Origin of the sequence: Flavobacterium quisquiliarum, assembly GCF_019308285.1 — a bacterium.
Classification (GTDB): Bacteria; Bacteroidota; Bacteroidia; order Flavobacteriales; family Flavobacteriaceae; genus Flavobacterium; species Flavobacterium quisquiliarum.
The window spans coordinates 16,467-35,198 of the sequence record NZ_WWEM01000033.1 but is presented as its reverse complement, the minus strand read 5'-3'; the positions used below and the strand labels follow the sequence as shown (position 1 = coordinate 35,198).

General features: G+C 35.6%; 14 protein-coding genes. 1 reads left to right on the top strand and 13 read right to left on the bottom strand.

Annotated elements, in window-relative coordinates; genetic code table 11:
* Positions 1-55: 55 nt before the first annotated feature.
* The 5 genes from GSY47_RS15500 to dinB form a co-directional block, all read right to left on the bottom strand.
* Positions 56-517 (bottom strand): DUF1810 domain-containing protein, encoded by a 462-nt coding sequence (locus GSY47_RS15500; protein ID WP_179001062.1) that lies wholly within the window; start codon positions 515-517, stop codon positions 56-58.
* 157 nt (positions 518-674) lie between these two features.
* Entirely contained in the window at positions 675-1,301 is a 627-nt protein-coding gene (locus tag GSY47_RS15495; protein WP_179001060.1) for an alpha-ketoglutarate-dependent dioxygenase AlkB family protein, read from the bottom strand.
* Positions 1,302-1,341: 40 nt separating this feature from the next.
* Positions 1,342-2,721: an exonuclease domain-containing protein gene (locus GSY47_RS15490; protein WP_179001058.1), complete on the bottom strand. Its 1,380-nt coding sequence runs from the start codon at positions 2,719-2,721 to the stop codon at positions 1,342-1,344.
* A 109-nt stretch (positions 2,722-2,830) separates the two neighbouring features.
* Positions 2,831-5,884 (bottom strand): DNA polymerase III subunit alpha, encoded by a 3,054-nt coding sequence (locus GSY47_RS15485; RefSeq protein ID WP_179001056.1) that lies wholly within the window; start codon positions 5,882-5,884, stop codon positions 2,831-2,833.
* Complete coding sequence (gene dinB, locus GSY47_RS15480; RefSeq protein ID WP_179001054.1) at positions 5,884-7,065, bottom strand: DNA polymerase IV; 1,182 nt, start codon at positions 7,063-7,065, stop codon at positions 5,884-5,886. The genes GSY47_RS15485 and dinB overlap by 1 nt, the downstream gene beginning before the upstream one ends.
* 88 nt (positions 7,066-7,153) lie before the next feature.
* Between dinB and GSY47_RS15475 the strand changes: the two genes are divergently transcribed.
* Positions 7,154-7,927, top strand: coding sequence for an XRE family transcriptional regulator (locus GSY47_RS15475; protein ID WP_179001052.1), 774 nt, complete (start codon positions 7,154-7,156; stop codon positions 7,925-7,927).
* A 79-nt stretch (positions 7,928-8,006) separates the two neighbouring features.
* Here the strand turns inward: GSY47_RS15475 and GSY47_RS15470 are convergent, their stop codons facing one another.
* The 8 genes from GSY47_RS15470 to kdpF all read right to left on the bottom strand — a co-directional run bounded on the left by GSY47_RS15470 (position 8,007) and on the right by kdpF (position 18,664).
* Positions 8,007-8,768, bottom strand: a complete 762-nt coding sequence (locus tag GSY47_RS15470; RefSeq protein ID WP_179001050.1) for a phosphatase PAP2 family protein — start codon at positions 8,766-8,768, stop codon at positions 8,007-8,009.
* A 491-nt stretch (positions 8,769-9,259) separates the two neighbouring features.
* Positions 9,260-10,978: an ATP-binding protein gene (locus GSY47_RS15465; RefSeq protein WP_179001048.1), complete on the bottom strand. Its 1,719-nt coding sequence runs from the start codon at positions 10,976-10,978 to the stop codon at positions 9,260-9,262.
* 76 nt (positions 10,979-11,054) lie between these two features.
* On the bottom strand, positions 11,055-12,179 hold the full coding sequence (locus GSY47_RS15460; protein ID WP_179001046.1) for a sensor protein KdpD: 1,125 nt from the start codon (positions 12,177-12,179) through the stop codon (positions 11,055-11,057).
* A 157-nt stretch (positions 12,180-12,336) separates the two neighbouring features.
* On the bottom strand, positions 12,337-13,416 hold the full coding sequence (locus GSY47_RS15455; protein ID WP_179001044.1) for a porin: 1,080 nt from the start codon (positions 13,414-13,416) through the stop codon (positions 12,337-12,339).
* A 435-nt stretch (positions 13,417-13,851) separates the two neighbouring features.
* Entirely contained in the window at positions 13,852-14,403 is a 552-nt protein-coding gene (locus GSY47_RS15450; RefSeq protein WP_179001042.1) for a K(+)-transporting ATPase subunit C, read from the bottom strand.
* Between the two features lie 113 nt (positions 14,404-14,516).
* On the bottom strand, positions 14,517-16,574 hold the full coding sequence (gene kdpB, locus GSY47_RS15445) for a potassium-transporting ATPase subunit KdpB (RefSeq protein WP_179001040.1): 2,058 nt from the start codon (positions 16,572-16,574) through the stop codon (positions 14,517-14,519).
* Positions 16,575-16,773: 199 nt separating this feature from the next.
* Positions 16,774-18,495, bottom strand: coding sequence for a potassium-transporting ATPase subunit KdpA (kdpA, locus tag GSY47_RS15440; protein ID WP_179001038.1), 1,722 nt, complete (start codon positions 18,493-18,495; stop codon positions 16,774-16,776).
* Between the two features lie 91 nt (positions 18,496-18,586).
* Positions 18,587-18,664 carry a K(+)-transporting ATPase subunit F gene (gene kdpF, locus GSY47_RS15435; protein WP_081909388.1) on the bottom strand — a complete coding sequence of 26 codons (78 nt, stop codon included), beginning with the start codon at positions 18,662-18,664 and terminating at the stop codon, positions 18,587-18,589.
* Between the last annotated feature and the right edge of the window lie 68 nt (positions 18,665-18,732).

Sequence of the window (18,732 nt, the reverse complement as noted above, 5' to 3'; positions counted from 1 at the left end):
CAAAAAACACTGCGGTTAGGCAGTGTTAGAATGTTAAAATCGATGAGACTGTAATTTATACAACGGCAGGCTCAAGAGATGATTCTATAGTTGAATTAATAATTGATATGGTAAGAGGATCTAATTCTCCAGAGAAAAAAGCATCCAAAACCTCCTGAAAGATTGGATTTGCATTTTCTACCAAAGAAAACAAAGTCATACAGGAACGTAATTTTCGAGCATCTAAATCGCCAAAAATTCCGTCAGCAGATTTCATTTTGAAGGTTAATAATAATTCTGAAATTTCAATTAAATGTTTTCCTAAAATAGGATGTTCCAAATAATCCGAAGCTTCTTTTAGATCGTTAATGGCATAAAGATTTGCAGTATCACTTTTTCCTAAACCTTTAATTTGAGGAAAAATAAACCACATCCAATGCGTCTCTTTTTTGCCTTTTCCGATTTCAGAAAGAGCAGTAAGATAAAGTTTGTTTTGCGCATCTAAGAAGCGTGCTAAATCGTTGTTTGAATAAGCCATTACGGTATTATATATTTTTAAAAGTTTGCAAAAATAGTAAAAAAGGAAGGTTCAGCCTAATAAAACGTTCATACAATCAGTATTTTAACTTTTTTCGACAGAATTTTCCTCGTCAAAATTGAGCTAATAAATCAGCTAGTTTTTAGTTCCTAATGACTTACGCATTACGTTGCGTTTGCCTAAAAGTTAAATTAATTCTGGGTAAAACTTTACGAGCCGTTTTTGGAACATGATGTTGCCAAAAACTATTCGTAGTGCCCGCCATCAGTAAGAAAGAACCATGATGAAGCGGAATCTCAACCAGTGGAATATCCTTCCTGAATTTATGACGGAGTTTAAACATTCTCGTTTCTCCAAAAGTAACTGAGGCTATAATTGGATCTTTACCAGAATTGTCTTCACGGTCACTGTGCCAGCCTACACCGTCTTTTCCGTTTCGGTATAAATTTAACAGTAAGCTATTAAAGTCAAGTTGGGTTTCCTTTTCGACACGGCTTCTGATTTTTAATAATTCATACGTCCAATCTGGCCCTTTGGGATCTGCACCTGCATTGTCTTTGTCTTCATACCAGGCAATCATTCTAGGGACAGTGTAAGTTTTATCATAAACTTCCATTTCATATTCTCGCCATTTGGTTTTACGCAGTATTCTTTCATAAAAGGAATCTGATTCTTCTTTGCTGAAAAAATTATCAATCAGAATCAGTTCGCAGTCTGGGAGATCAAAAATTTTTTTACCTGTTTGTCCAGTCGTAAATAATTCGGTATCGCTAAATAGTGTCATAATTTTAATTTTTACAGCTCTATTTTTCTCAGATTTGATTTTAGGCTAAAAGATGTTTTTTAAAGAATACTTTTCTCGGATGCTTTTCAGCATATGAAAAAATCAGCTGTTCGATATATTGATTGCTTTTATAAGGCGTAACGTAATTTTTTACATCTGAAGGTTCATGAATCGAAATATCGGAAGGAAGATATCCCATACCATAAAAATGTCCGTTTTCAATCCAGATACAGCTGCGCTCTTCTTTTGATTTTCCTTTATCGATAATGGCAAAAGAAGGTCTGTTATTTAAGAGATAATCAATGGCGTTGTCGACTTGGGCATTATGCATTAGAACATCAGGCAGGCTTTGCGGATTATTATTCTGAAAAAAATCTCCTTCTTCGGATTTTGAATATTTGCAGAAACGATGATCAATTTCAAAACGTTCGGCCAGACTTCGCAATAAATTAATGCCTTCATACAAACTGCTGAATTCATGGATACAAACCTGAAATTTACTCACTTTCCCAATGGCGAGATATTTATAACCGTTTCGGGCTTCGTATTGATAAATGCCAAATTTAGCTTCAAAACGTTTTAAAGCTCTGTTGTACGTTGGCCAGAGTTTTTTGATTTCGGTGCATTCCAGTAAAAGTGCCATTAATTCAGTAGCACAGACTTCAAAAGAGATTCCGTGAATATCCCTTAAAAAATGCTGTCTCTGCGGATTAATATTATTGCCTGTGAAATGAGACGACACACGTTTCTTTAAATTAATCGCTTTTCCAACATAAATCACTTTTTTCGCCTGATTATAAAAATAATAAACACCCGGTTTGTCTGGCAAATTATTAAAATCATCTGGCGGAAGATTAGGTGGTAAACGTTGATCTTGCGCTGTTTTTTTGATCATTTTTTCGATTTCTCCTGCATCGTCCCATTCTAATAAAAGCGAAAATAGTAAAGCAGTAGCATCTGCATCTCCGCCTGCTCGGTGCCTGTTTTCTAAAGATATATTTAATGAGTTGCAAAGATTTCCTAAACTGTAAGAACCTAATCCTGGTTTGATTTTTCTGGCGGCACGAACGGTACAAAGTTTTTTAGCCGACCATTTAAAGCCTGCCTGTTCTAATTGATGATGAACAAATGAATAGTCGAAGTTGACATTGTGTGCCACGAAAATACGATCCGTAAGCATTTCTAATACTTTCTCTGATATGTCATCAAAGATTGGTGCATTGACGACCATTTCATTATTTATACCCGTTAATCCAAAAATAGATGGAGGAATGTCCTGTTCAGGATTTACAAGGGTTTCATAACGATCCAGCACATTTTTACCATCATGAATAATGATTGCAATTTCAGTAATGCGACTTCCACTGGCATTTCCGCCTGTGGTTTCAATATCGACTATAGCATATTCCGTATTTTTCATCTTTATATAACGTAAGTTGTTCTTTAGTTATTTTTTTTAGTGTTCAGTGTTCGGTATTTAGTGTTCAGCCACAGTGTTTACCTGAACACTAAATACCGAACACTGAGTACTAAAACTTCATTCTATGTCTGGGCAGATTAATTTCGTGACCTTGCGGATAAGGTTTTCGATGTGTAAGGCTTATATCTTCTTTAATCTGGTTTTGTGTTCGGTATTGATCTTTAGCATCCATATAACGAGGATCTGGAATAAAAGGCATCTTTGCCATTTTAGTAATTGTGATGGTTGGAAAATGATAATCGACCTCAACATTTCCTAATAATAAATAACAGCCTCCGCCCTGAAAAGGATATTTTTCTAAACTATCCGGAAAATGTGCCGTATCAAAATAAGTGCCTTCATGATCGATCCAGGTTCCAAAATACATAGCGCCTTTTTTCGTGGGAACATGTTTTCTGGAAATTAAATAGGCCAGCATTCTGACTTGTTTTTTATGATATTTTACTAAATCTTTAGCCATAATATCGCCTCGATGTTTGGTTTGAAGAAGGTCAAAAATAGTGCATGAAACAGGAAAACTCAGTAATTCGATTTCATCAAAAGCATCTTCAAAAACGGAACGTTCCAATGTTGGAAGTTTGTATTCTTTAACGGGTTCCTGCAGTAATTTCAAATCTCTATTTTCAGGTTTGAAATTATTCAACAGTAGACTGGCAGTGACCAAAAGCTGATTTTTTGTTTTTCCTGTAAAACGAAAAGCATCAATAAAAATCAGTGTTTTAACGCCTTCAATTCCAATTGGAATTCTATTGATAAAATCTTCCAGAGAACTAAAATCGCCTTTTTTGTTTCGATTTTCTTCAATCAAATGAGCAATTTTAGATTCCAGACTTTGAATGTGCATAAAACCTAAATAAATATCGGTACCATATAAAGTAGTCTGATATTCGCTTTTATTCACGCATGGATTATGAATCGTTCCGCCCGACATTCTTGCTTCGTGTACATAAACTTCGGTTCTGTAAAATCCACCCTGATTGTTGATTACGGCTGTCATGAATTCAACAGGATAATTGACTTTCAAATATAAACTCTGATAACTTTCAACTGCATAAGAAGCTGAGTGTGCCTTGCAAAAAGAATATCCTGCGAAAGATTCAATTTGGCGATAAATTTCCTGACTCAAAGTTTCAGGATGCCCTTTTTGAGCACAGCTCGCAAAGAAATTATCTTTTACTTTCTGAAGTGCTTCTAGAGATCTTCCTTTTCCCGACATAGCACGGCGCAAAATATCGCCATCAGGAGCGGGAAGTCCACCGTAATGCTGGGCGATTTTAATGACATCTTCCTGATAAACCATAATACCGTAAGTTTCGCCAAGATGTTCTTTGAAAACCTCATGAAAATATTCAAACTGAGTTGGATTATTATGACGAAAAATATACTCTTTCATCATTCCCGATTGTGCAACGCCGGGGCGAATAATAGACGACGCGGCAACCAAAATTTTATAATTATCGCAATTTAAACGACGCAGTAAACCACGCATAGCAGGGCTTTCGATATAAAAACAGCCAATTGTATGTCCTTTTGCTAAATAAGAATTGCAAACAGCCTCGTCTTTAGAAATCGAAGTATCGCGGATATTTACTTTTATGCCTCGGTTTTTGGCAATCAGTTTTACGCTGTCGTCAATATGGCCAATACCTCGCTGACTTAGAATGTCGAATTTATCAAAACCAATTTCTTCGGCAATGTGCATATCAAAAAGTACGATTGGAAAACCTTTTGGAGGCATTTCCAAAGGTGTATAATTTGTAATTGGTTCTTCAGAAATTAGAATTCCACACGCATGCATGCTTCGTTGATTGGGATATTTCCCCATCATTTTTCCGTATTCTTGAACCAATTGTACAATTTTATTGGTTGGATGAAGTTCTTCCGGATTTTTTGCCAAAAGATCTAATTCTTCTTTAGGAAGACCAAAAACTTTTCCAACTTCTCTAAAAATAGAACGGTATTTAAACTCGACATTTGTGCCACAAAACGCTACATGATCTTTACCGTATTTTCCAAAGATATATTCTAAAATTGTGTTACGTTCCTGCCAGCTCCAATCGATATCAAAATCAGGTGGTGTTTTACGGTTTAGATTTAAAAAACGTTCAAAATAGAGATCGAGTTCAATAGGGCAGATATCGGTAATTCCGAGACAATAGGCAATAATACTGTTAGCACCGCTTCCGCGCCCAATGTGCATAAAACCTTGGCTATTGCTATATTGAATAATATCCCAAGTAATTAAAAAATAACCGCTGAATTCTAATTCGTCAATTACTTTTAATTCTTTTTCGACGCGAGCTTTTGCTTCTAGATTTTCGTTTCCGTATCGTTCTTTAAATCCTTCCCAAGCCAATTCGGTCAGTTTTTCTAAATCTTTTTGACGGTTTTCAGTATAGAATTTTTTATTCTTTTTAGCCGAATAATCATATTGAAAATTACAATCGTCAATGATACGCTGTGTATTCAAAATAATTTCAGGATATTTTTCATAGAATGGCAGAATCGATTCTACAGGTTTCATCACATCAGAAACTTTGCAGTAATCTGCTTCTGTAAGTTTCGATAAAATAATATTGGTATCAATAGCACGAAGCACTTTATGTAGATTGTATTCTTTTTTACTTCTAAAAGTCACAGGTTGTAAAATCACCATTTTGGAGATTTTGTTTTTATGTTTTGAAGTCAGAAGACTTGAAACTTCTTCAGGACGAACTCCGATAAATTCATTTTCAAAAAGTGTTTCAGGAGCATTTTCTAAAGTATAGATCACAAAAACCGATTCGAATTTTGGAGTACGTAAAGGTAAAGTTTCTCCGCTGAAATTATAATCCGTTAAAAAGCGATTCATTTCAGCTAAACCTTCAGCATTTTTAGCGAGGCCAATATATCGGAATTCATGATTGTATCGAAATTCCGTTCCAACTAATGGCTTAATTCCGTTTTCCTGACACGCTTTTATAAAATCATAAATTCCAGTAACAGTATTAATATCCGTCAATGCCATTGCTTTTATACCATGCAAAACGGCTTCGGCAATCAAATCCTTAAGCGGAATTGTGCCGTAACGTAATGAATGATAAGAATGACAATTAAGATACATTATTTCTTGCGTTTTAAAATTTCGTCTTTGGTATTCGGTTTAAAATGAGCTCCGGCACAGCGCATTACGGCATCAAAACCATAACGGCTTTTCATTTTGTCCATCGCTTCATAAAGTGAAAGCATTTCCTGAGTGTCTTCAAAAAGATCAATTTGATAGGTTCCGCGTACCAATCCGCTAAAGCGAACGCCAATCAAACGCAGACGCATCCTACGTTGATACACTTTCTCAAAAAGTTCTATTACATTTTTAGTCAGAACATGATCAGCTGAAGTGTAGGCAACCCTGCATTGTTTGGTTTCGGTATCAAAATTGGCGTAACGTATTTTAACGGTAACAGTTGAAGTCAGCCATTGTTCAGCACGAAGTTGGAAAGCCAGTTTTTCGACCATTCCTAATAATATTCTTCTCAGTTTTGCAAGATCAATAGTGTCTTGTGAAAAAGTAGTTTCGGTCGAAATTGATTTTCGTTCGGTATAAGGTTCAACAGGCGTGTGATCGATTCCGTGTGCTTTTTTCCAAAGTTCCAAACCATTTTTGCCAATCATTTGTTGTAAAACTTCAGCAGGCATTTCGGCCAAAGTTTGAATTTTACGAACGCCAATTCTAGACAAAAGCTGAAAAGTAACAGCGCCCACCATCGGGATTTTCTGAATCGAAAGCGGATTTAAAAAGTCCTGAACTTTTTGTTCCGGAATTTCAAGATTTCCGACAGGTTTGCCTTCTCCAGTCGCAATTTTAGAAACGGTTTTGTTGATGGATAATGAAAAACTAATTGGCAGTCCAGTTTCTTTAATTACCTTTTGTGCTAGTTCATTTGTCCATTTATAACTGCCATGAAATTTGTCCATTCCGGTAATGTCAAGATAAAATTCGTCTACACTAGCTTTTTCTAAAACAGGCGCTTTTTCCTGAAGGATTTCGGTAACGTCATGAGAAAGTTGTGAATACAATTCCATGTCGCCTTTCATCACTTTTGCGTCAGGACAAAGTTTTAACGCCATACGAATTGGCATAGCAGAACGAACTCCAAATTTACGTGCTTCATACGAACAAGATGCCACAACGCCACGGTCTCCTCCACCTATAATAAGCGGAATTCCGTTAAGTTCAGAGTTGGTGCGTCTTTCGCAGGATACAAAAAAGGTATCCAAATCCATATGTACAATTGCCCGTGCCATTTTTTCCTTTTGTTTTGTATGAAACAAAATTAGTACAGATAATAACATTTTTTGTATATTTGCTGTTCCAAATTATAACAAATTAATTATGTCCTTATTTTCAGACAACATCAGAGCATTAAGGGTTAAGCATAAAATATCGCAGGAGAAATTAGCTGAAAACCTTAGCATTACCAGAGGTAGATACGTGAAATACGAAGATGGAACTTCGGAAGCACCGTATGACATTTTAAAGAAGATTGCATTATATTTTCATATGAGTATTGACTTGATATTATCTGTCGATATACGCAAAATTGATGTGCAAAATTTGATAAAACTAGAAGGCAACCGACTTATTTTACCTATTCAAGTGGATAGTTTTGGAGAAAATTTTATTGAAATTGTATCTCAAAAAGCAAAAGCAGGTTACCTCAACGGATATGCTGATCCAGAATATATTGAAAGTTTACAGCAGATTACCCTTCCTTTTTTAGGACCAGGAAAACACCGCGGATTTCCCGTTGAAGGCGATTCAATGCCTCCACACGAAGATGGTTCTATTATTATTGGTCGTTATGTAGAAAAGCTGGGAGAGGTAATGGACGGAAAAACCTATATTCTTATTACTAAGAATGAAGGAATGGTGTATAAACGTCTCAATAAAAACAAAAAGAATAGTTTGGTTTTAGAATCCGACAACAATTTTTACCCGAATTATGAAGTGAAAGCTTCTGATATTCTGGAGATTTGGGAATACGAATGTAACATCGGCCGTTCGGATAAAAAACAAGAAACGACAGAAACCGGAGCAATGAAAGATTTGCTTTTAGAATTGAAAAGAGAAGTTAGGGAGATTAAGAATAATACTTCGAATACATAAAAAGAATTTGCCACGAAGGCGCTAAGACACAAAACTATTCAAAAAAACTTTGTGTCTTAGCGCCTTTGTGTCAAAAAAACTAAAAGATCTTCGCAAATCCTAATCCATATTGCTGTCCATTATAAAAAGGCATAATCATAGAAGTTGATTTGTTCTCAGAATCTGATTTGAATAACTTTTTAGTAATATATGGATTAATCCAATAGGCAATTTTGGTACTCAAAATCCCAATTCCCGCTCCAGCAGCGACATCAGTTAACCAATGACGATTATTGTAGATTCTAAAAAGTCCCGTTCCAGTAGCAACGGCATAACCTGCAATTCCATACCAAATCGATTTGTCTTTATATTCCTGGTATAAAAATTCGGCACCCATAAATGCCGTTGCTGTATGTCCGGAAGGAAAAGAATTATTCGAACTTCCGTCTGGTCTTTCTACATGTGAAATCGATTTTAAACCTAAAACTGTTGTTGCCATAATAGCATACGAAGTCACCAATATTACAGAGCGATCCCGCATATTATTTTTACCTTTTACGCCAAAAGCATTCAATGCATAAACAGATGCGGCGGGTGCATATTGAGAGAAGTCATCAATCGTAATTTTGTTGTCAATGTCTTCAGTAACTTCAGCCTTAATTTGGTGGTTGAAACTCAAAAGCTGATCACTTTCTAACCCAATAACACCATAACCAATTAAAACCGATGGAATAATCAATTGTTTGTAATTGAATTTTAAATTATGAGAAGTACTGTCAATTTTTGTGATCGAATCATTTTGCTGTGCATTTGCAGAAAATAATCCGAACAAGAATACTAGGAAAACTGTTTTGCGGAACATTGTTTTTGTCGTTTATATTTTGCAATAGTAACGAATGTTTAATGTCGGTATTTTGGTCTTAATTGAACCTTAAGCGAACTTTAATTTGCTGGTTTTAAATAGGGTAATTGGATTAAGATTGGCTAAATTTATTTTAAAATTCCGTAGGAATAATTGATATTGTAACAACGGATTTCAATCCGTTGAGGATGATTTAACATGTTCTAGAAGTCCTTTAGAGACGAGATTCATAGTTGCGCTCAATATGTGCCGAACCTACGGCTCTTTTGTATTGCGGAATTTCTATGCCAACCGGATTGAAATCCGGCCCTACAAAATGTACCTAGCCTACGGCTCTTTTGATAAACTTTATTAAAATATAATTTGTGAAAATTTGTGTAATTTGTGGCGAAAAAAGACATACAAAGTCATTCAAAAATCTGTTTAATCCTTTTAATCTGTGGCTGAAAAATAAAACTTAGCGTCTTAGTGCCTTTGTGGCAAAAAAAAATCTAAACCTTCAACGAAAACCAAAACGTACTTCCCAATCCCAAATTACTTTCAACACCAACATTTCCATTTTGAGCTTCAATAAATTCTTTACTGATTGCCAAACCTAATCCCGTTCCAGATTTTTGACTTCCCGGAACCTGAAAATATTTATCAAAAACTTTGTCTTTATATCTTGTATCAATTCCTTTTCCGGTATCGATAACCTGAAACACAATTTGATTTAATTCTTTTTTTAGTTTGATGTGAATGGTACTTTTTTCAGAAGAATATCTTATCGCATTCGATAAATAATTAATCAAAACCCAGCCTGTTTTTTCACTGTCGGCTTTTACGTCTTGAAGATTTTCATCAGCATCAATAACCAGTTTGATTTGTTTTTGTTCCGCCTGAACTTTTACCGCTTCAACAGCATAATTTACAATTTCATGCGGATTGCTTTTTTCGATATTCAATTGAATATTTCCAGTTTCTAACTGCGATAGATTAAGCAGTTCGCCCGTAATTTTCAATAATCGCTGACTGTCATCTTTTATGCTTTCAACCAATTGTTTTTGGTCTTCGTTCATGTCGCCTGTTTTTTCATTTTCAAGCAATTTCAGACTTAATTTTATCGAAGCAATTGGTGTTTTTAATTCGTGTGAAACTGTCGCAATAAAGTTGGTTTTGGCAAAATCCAGCTCTTTAAAAAGTGTAATATTTCGCAGAATAATGACATCGCCAATATTGATTTCCTTTTCTTCACCTGTTGGAATTATGGTAATGTTCAGAATTTCTTTTTCGAAATAACTTTCTTTTCCGTGCGCATAAATTTTAAGCGGTTGTTTTTTAGGAGCATCTGATTCCTCTTTTAAAATCAAAGACCGAATCAAATCATTTGACAAGGCTAGAGTAGAAGCCGATTTTCCTATAACATCTTCCAGTTTCAGACCAATAATTTTGAGCGCTTCATCATTGGCAAACAAAACAATTCCTTCATGATCCAGACCAATAATCGGATCGTTCATATTATTGATTAAAGTTTCCAGTCGTTTCTTTTCGAAGAAGAGTTTGTACAAATTACTATCATTATATTCCTGAAGTTTCTGCGCCATCGTATTAAACGATTTGGCCAAATCTCCAAATTCGCTATGACTTGTAAAATGAACACGCTCCGAATAATTTTTATTAGCAATTTCCTTAATACTCAGTGTTAATTCCTTGATTGGATTGGCAATATTATTCGGAAGATTAACCAGCAAATTAAAAGCAATCAAAAAACATAAACTTCCCACAATGGCAATCCATAAATTGGCATTTTCGGCGGTATGTTTGGCAATATCGCTTTTCTGTTTTATCGCATCCAGATTCAGTTTCATAATAGCAAAAATATCCTGTCTGATTTTTGCTTTTATGGCTTCGTTTGCTCCGTTTTGTTCTAAAAGCGTAAAACTTTTTTCAAGGTTTTCGGTTGCTTCTTTTTCTCCCGGTTCGGTAACATTTTGCGTTTGTTTTTCAAGATATTCCTTGAAAACATGAATCTTGCTATCAGGGCTCGCTTTAATTTCATCCAAAGACAAAATCATATTTCGCGAATATTCCAGTGTATTATAATTTGCTTTCAGAATATTCTCGGTATCTGCTTTTATCAAAAAAACAGAATAACCGCTCACTAACGAAAGTATGATGATCATTAAAAATAACAATCCAACTCCCAGATTCAATTTGGTTTTAATTCTCATATTTTATTTTTTGTGTGAAATGTTGTTTGTAAAATGTGAAATGAAGAACAACATCTTACATCTCACATAAAACATTTCACGATAATATTACAAGATCAACATTTGATAAAGACAGTTTATTCAACAAACGTCTGAAAATTGTTGTAGACAAAATTACTTTAAATAAATTCAAATGCGGTTTTCCAATACATACAGTTGTAATTTGTTTTTCTTCAACAGTTGCCAAAATTGCATCGGTAATATTACTGTTTTCCAGTTTAATAATTTCTGCGCCTAATTGTACGGCGAGTTTAAAGTTATTAATTAAATGTCTTTGTTTGTCCAAGGCAATTTTATTACTGCTTTCCTGCGGAGTTTCTACATATAAAACATACCACAATCCGTTATAATAACTGGAAAGTCTTGCTGTTTTTCTAATTACAATTTTAGCCGTTTTATCATTACTGCTAATGCAGGCCAAAAGTTTCTCATGTCGTAAAGCATGAAGATTCGGAACTTCATTTTCAACTTTCCGAACGACCTGACTCGCTACTTCTTTCAAAGCCAATTCCCGAAGCTGTAAAATCTGTTCCGATTTAAAAAAGTTCGTTAAAGCCGTCTGAATTTTATCCGGAGTATAAATTTTTCCTTCTTTCAAACGCGCAATCAAATCTTCAGATGTTAAGTCGATATTCACGACTTCATCTGCCAATCGCAAAACATTGTCCGGAATACGTTCCTGAACATCAATATTTGTAATGCGTTTTACATCTTCATTTAAACTTTCAATATGCTGAATATTCACTGCCGAAATCACATTAATTCCCGCTTCCAAAATCTCTAAAACATCCTGCCAGCGTTTTTCATTTTTGCTTCCCTCAACATTTGTATGTGCCAATTCATCAACAATAACCACTTCCGGACGAAGATTGATAATCGCCTGAACATCGAGTTCTTCTAATTCTTTTCCTTTATAAAAAATGGTCCGTCTCGGAATTATCGGCAAACCCGCTAATAATTCATGCGTTTCCTTTCGCATGTGCGTTTCGATGTAGCCAATTTTCACATCGATTCCGTTTTTCAATAACGAATGCGCTTCCTGAAGCATACGAAAAGTTTTGCCCACACCGGCGCTCATTCCAATGTAGATTTTAAACTTTCCCTTTCGTGATTTCTGAATTAAATCGAGAAAGTGCTGTGCATTATTATTTTCGTTTTCCATATTTTTTGCCACGAAGGCGCTAAGTCACAAAGTTTTATTTTTTTTAGCCACGAATTCACGAATTTTTATTTGAAATAATTCGTGAATTCGTGGCGAATAAATTAGCACAAAAAAAAATCCTTTTTAATGGGTGTAATCTGTGGCAAGAAATATTCCCCTAAAAACTAATCGCCAACGAAGTCGTTACAAACGTATTCGTATCCGTTGGGAGATTGTCTTTATTTGTGAAGATTTCATCCTTACTTGAAAGATTTCTGGCTTCAATCCTAAACATAACATTATCAGTAACTAAGTAATCAAAGTTAGCCGAAAATCCGTAAGTTTTAAAACCGTTTGGCGTTTCAGTTGCGATAATTACACCTTTTTCATCACTATAATATTCACCTCTTACAGCAAGCTGAATCTTGTCAACTGGTTTGTATTGCAGAATCAAAACTGGCGAAAACCAAGTGTCATATTTGTTACTATTTTTAGTCGATTGTTGTGATCCAATATCAAAACCAGCTGTAATATTTGTCTTTTCTGTTACTTTAAACTGTCCATAAAAGTTGTTGAAATAACGCCACTTTTTATCAATATCCGGCTGTTCATTTCCAACATAAGTACTCCAGTTCAAAGCAACCCGATCAGACGGTTTGTAAGTAACCTGAGTTCCAAAAGCAGGCGTTTGATTACCTTCAACTTTTTCAATTCTCTGCCAGCCATTCAAGTACATACCCGCCAAATACCATTCTCCAGATTCAGAAGTATAACCAATTTTAACTCCCGTTTCATAATAAGGGGAATTCTCAGCCAGAATACTTCTCGTTAAAGTCTGGCAGTCTTTTCCAATCGCGCTTTCAAAACCAATATGCGAAGGCATAATTCCCGCATCAATCCATAAATTATGGTTTTTCGAAATCTTCACACCAACATTCGCCTCATAAATATTTTTCAATAAACCTTGCTCGGCAGACATATTATATTCGGCATAAGTTCCCGCCATCAGGGCAAAATTTCCCCGAATATTTTCTTTCGAATAATTCACTTTCGCCATTCCCAAATTCAGGTTTACCTCGTTGCTTTTATTATAACTGTAAAAAAAGTTTGGCCGAGTATGATTTTCAGGTTTCCCGAAATCATAACTATAATAAGCGTCTACATATCCCGAAAATGTCAATGGACTTTTAGATGCTGACTGTGCTTGTAAATTGCTAAAACCAAAAGCGATTAAAGCAGTAAGTATTATTTTTTTCATTTTTGTGGTATTCTATTATTTATTAAGTAGATTTTTTAGGAGCTAATCCCGCTATCCGTTTCAATCTTTTGTGTCTCGTTAAAGAAACGAGACACAAAAGGATTTCCACTACTATCGGGGCTAGGGCATTTGGGGTAAAAAGGCGTTTTCGTTTCCTGCAAGGTTTCCAAAACCTTGTAGGTATTAATTATAAGTTTCAGTTTACGCTCTGTTTGTCATTCCGAGGAACGAGGAATCTCCGCAAGAAACTCCGTATAGAAATTCGCCAATCTTTGTCGAGCTACTCGCGGAGATTCCTCGTTCCTCGGAATGACAAACTTTGCGGTTACTTCATGATAATACTTGATGCAGATTTTTCATACCTACAAGGTTTTTAAAACCTTGCAGGAGAAAAACTTAGAATCTTAGGACCTTAGCGACTTAGCATCTTTGGAATTAGCGAAGCTGATCCAAAGCCACATTCAATTCCAAAACATTCACAGTTTCAGGACCAACGACAGCAGTATTAATTTTAGATTCAACCAAAGATTTTACTTTAGCTTCATCCAGTTTTCTTTCTTTAGCAACTCGTTTCACCTGAATCAAAGCCCCTTGCGGAGAAATATTCGGATCTAAACCACTTCCAGAAGCCGTAACCATATCCGACGGAATATCAGATTTTTTCAAATACGGATGAACCAATAAAAGCGTATCAATTCTTTTTTGAACCAAAGCCAAATAATCAGGATTGCTTGGACCTTTGTTGCTTCCGGCACTTCCCGCCGCATTATAATCAACAGCCGAAGGTCTTCCCCAGAAATAATTCGACTTATCGAATTTTTGACCAATTTTTTGGTAACCAACCACTTTTCCGTTAACCGAAATTGTTTCTCCTTTTCCTTGATTCGGAGCAATTTGTGCGATTCCGTAAATCGCTAAAGGATAAATAACTGCGAATAAGATTAAGGTAACCGCAGTAAGTTTTATTATAGAAAATAGATTTTTCATTTTTTTAAAGTTTCTAAGAGACTAAGCCTCTAAGTTTCTAAGTTTTTTTAATTGTGATAAATAAGTTTTAAAGACTCTAAGGAAAAAACTTAGAATCTTAGCAACTTAGCATCTTACATAAAAAGTGCAACAATCACGTCAATCAGTTTGATTCCGATAAAAGGCACAATCAAACCACCTAAACCATAAATCAAAAGGTTTCTTTTAAGGATGGCACTTGCTCCAATTGGTCGATAATCAACACCTTTCAGCGCAAGCGGAATCAAAATTGGAATAATAACCGCGTTGAAAATTACAGCCGATAAAATCGCACTTTCAGGACTATGCAAATGCATGATATTCAAACCTTGCAACGCAGGAATCGCAGTAATAAAAAGAGCAGGAACAATAGCAAAATATTTCGCAACGTCATTTGCAATAGAAAAAGTAGTTAAAGTACCTCGAGTCATTAAAAGCTGTTTTCCAATTTCAACAATCTCAATTAGTTTCGTTGGATCATTGTCAAGATCGACCATATTTCCGGCTTCTTTTGCCGCTTGAGTTCCACTGTTCATCGCAACGCCGACATTGGCTTGGGCAAGGGCAGGAGCATCATTTGTTCCGTCACCCATCATGGCAACCAGTCTTCCTTCAGCCTGTTCTTTTCTAATGTAATTCATTTTATCCTCAGGTTTTGCTTCGGCAATAAAATCATCAACACCGGCAGCTTCGGCAATAAATTTGGCCGTAAGCGGATTATCACCTGTAACCATAACCGTTTTGATTCCCATTCTGCGTAAGCGCTCAAAACGTTCTTTCATTCCAGTTTTAATAATATCCTGAAGCTCGATAACACCTTGAACTTCATTGTTTTTAATTACTACCAATGGAGTTCCTCCATTAGACGAAATTGAAATTACTTGTTGTGCAGTATCTTCAGGAAAAGAATTTCCAGCTTGCTGTGCAATATTCTTTGCAGCGTCTTGTGCACCTTTTCTAATATTTGTTCCGTCTTTTAATACGACTCCAGAAGTTCTGGTTTCTGCAGTAAATTTGATAGTATGTGAAATATCAGAAGTAGTCTTTAAGAAACTTGCTTTCGTTTCATTTTTTACATCAATCATCTCACTTAATTCTAAAATACTTTTCCCTTCAGGAGTATCATCAGCAAGCGAACTCAAAACAGCCGATTTCACAAAATCATCAAAAGAAATTCCTTTTGTCGGATAAAAATTAGTCGCTTTTCTGTTTCCAATGGTAATGGTTCCGGTTTTATCCAAAAGCAAAACATCAATATCTCCTGCAGTTTCAACTGCTTTCCCCGATTTTGTAATTACGTTGGCACGCAACGCTCTGTCCATTCCCGCAATACCAATTGCAGAAAGCAAACCTCCAATTGTTGTTGGAATCAAACAAACGAACAAAGCAATGAAAGCCGCGATCGTAATGGGTGCGTTGGCATAGTCGGCAAACGGTTTTAGCGTAACGCACACAATCACGAAAATTAAAGTAAATGCGGCTAATAAAATGGTTAAGGCAATTTCGTTTGGTGTTTTCTGACGGCTCGCACCTTCAACCAAAGCAATCATTTTATCTAAAAAGCTTTCGCCAGGTTCAAAAGTTACTTTTACTTTAATTTTATCAGATAATACTTTTGTCCCTCCGGTTACAGATGATTTATCTCCGCCTGCTTCCCGAATTACAGGAGCACTTTCTCCAGTAATAGCACTTTCGTCAATGGTAGCCAGACCTTCGATAATTTCACCGTCGGCAGCAATTAAATCGCCGGCTTCGCAAACGAAAATATCGTCTTTTTTTAATGCTGAAGAACTGATATTTTTGATTTCTCCGTTAGGCAGAATCTGTCTTGCAGGAGTTTCTTCTCTAGTTTTTCTTAAACTGTCCGCTTGTGCTTTTCCTCTTGCTTCAGCAATGGCTTCGGCGAAATTGGCAAATAAAAGCGTTGCCAGTAAAATTAAAAATACAATTAGGTTATAGGTAAAACTTCCTTGGTCATTTGCGCCCATTAATATCGAAACGCAGACAGCAAACATAATTGCAGTTCCAATTTCTACGGTAAACATTACCGGATTTTTGATCATCATTTTTGGATTCAGCTTGACAAAAGACTGCGCTAAGGCTTCTTTTACCTGTTTACTTTCAAACAATGATGTGGATTTATTAGTTGTCATTTTTTATGTTATTTTGTTTAACTGATTTTTTTAAAACACATAGAAACATAGATTTTAACTTTGTGGTAAAGGCGTTTCACTTGCATACATTCACATAGCTATGTGTTAGAAACTAGTTTCTTTTGATTTTCTTTTTTAGGTTAAGAAAAAACTATGTTTCTATGTGTTTAAAATATTTTCAGCATTGAAAAATGAGTTATTATTTTAAAGTAAAGAATTCTGCCAATGGACCTAAAGCCAACGCTGGGAAGAACGATAAAGCGGCGATAATTGCGATTACGGCAAAAGTCATGATTCCGAAAATTGATGTATCCGTTTTTAAAGTTCCGGCACTTTCTGGAATGTATTTTTTACCTGCCAGCAAACCTGCAATTGCTAATGGACCAATGATTGGAATAAAACGGCTTAGAAGTAATACAATTCCTGTAGTGATATTCCAGAACGGATTATTATCTCCCAAACCTTCAAAACCAGAACCGTTATTAGCAGCACTTGAAGTGTATTCGTATAACATTTCTGAGAATCCGTGATTTCCAGGGTTATTTAACCAGCCTGTTGCGTTACCGCTAAACCAATAGCCCATTGCGGTATCATTAGCAGCAAAATAAGAAGCTAAAGAAGTTCCGGCTAAAATCAATAGAGGATGAAGTATGGCGATAAAAGCGGCAATTTTAACTTCCCGCGCTTCGATTTTCTTGCCTAAAAATTCAGGAGTTCGACCAACCATTAATCCGGAAATAAATACAGCCAGAATAATGAAAATGTAGTAATTCAAAATACCAACACCGCATCCGCCGTAAAAGGCATTCACCATCATAGATAATAATTGCATAGCGCCAGAAACCGGCATCGAACTATCGTGCATACTGTTTACAGAACCTGTAGAAATTACCGTTGTAGCAATACTCCAGAAACCTGACATTGCTGGGCCAAACCGAACTTCTTTTCCTTCCATCGCTCCGGTTGTTTGTGCGATTCCCATTTTTTCGATAGCAGGATTTGCGTTGATTTCGCTCATAACTGTTGGAACTACAAGAAGTAAAAATCCAACCGTCATTACACCAAAAATAATATTTGATAATTTTCTTTTGTTGAGGTAAAATCCAAGAGCAAAAATCATCGCAAACGGAATAATCATCTGTGCCCAAAGTTCAACTCCATTTGTAAAATAAGTCGGGTTTTCTAATGGGTGAGCTGAATTCGCTCCAAAAAAACCACCACCATTTGTACCAATATGTTTAATCGCAATAAAAGCCGCAGCTGGTCCGCGAGAAACTTCTACATGATCGCCTTGTAAAGTTGTAATAGCATCCTTACCTTCAAAAGTCATTGGAGTTCCGCTAAATACTAGTGCAACAGCTACAATTGCTGAAAGTGGTAATAAAATACGAGTACAGCTTTTGATGAAATAATTATAAAAATTGCCTAATTGTTCTGTTGTTCTTTCTTTCATTGCTGTAAAAATCATAGCGGCAGCGGCCATTCCGATACCAGCAGAAACAAATTGAAGGAACATCAAGACGATTTGTGAAAGGTAAGAAACCCCGCTTTCGCCAGAATAATGCTGTAAATTACAGTTTACGATAAATGAAATAGCCGTATTAAAAGCCAGATCAGGTGTCATAGACGGGTTGTTATCCGGATTTAATGGCAAAGATCCCTGAAATAATAAGACAAAAAAGCAAAGAAAGAACCAAACCATATTAATACTTAAAAGTGCTTTTAAGTGTTGTTTCCAGTTCATTTCTTCAGCAGGATTTATACCGCTTATTTTAAAAATAAATTTTTCAATTGGATTGAAAATCGGGTCAAAAAGTGTTTTGTCTCCCAAGAAAACTTTAGCAATATATTTTCCTAAAGGAATCGCTAAAACAATGGTTAGGATAAAAATACCAATGACGCCTAATAATTCTGTGTTCATAATATGTGAGTTTTTGTAAAATGTAAAATGTAATTTGTAAAAGGAGAGCGACGCTTAACATCTAACATCTCACTTATAACTTTTTACATCATTAAAATTTTTCGGGTTTGATTAGTACATAAACCAAATACACGAAAACGGCGATAGAAATGATAAATAATGCGGTCATGATTTAGATTTTTTCAAAAAATTCGACAGAAAGAAAACAAATGGCAAACAGCACAACGGCCAGCCCGA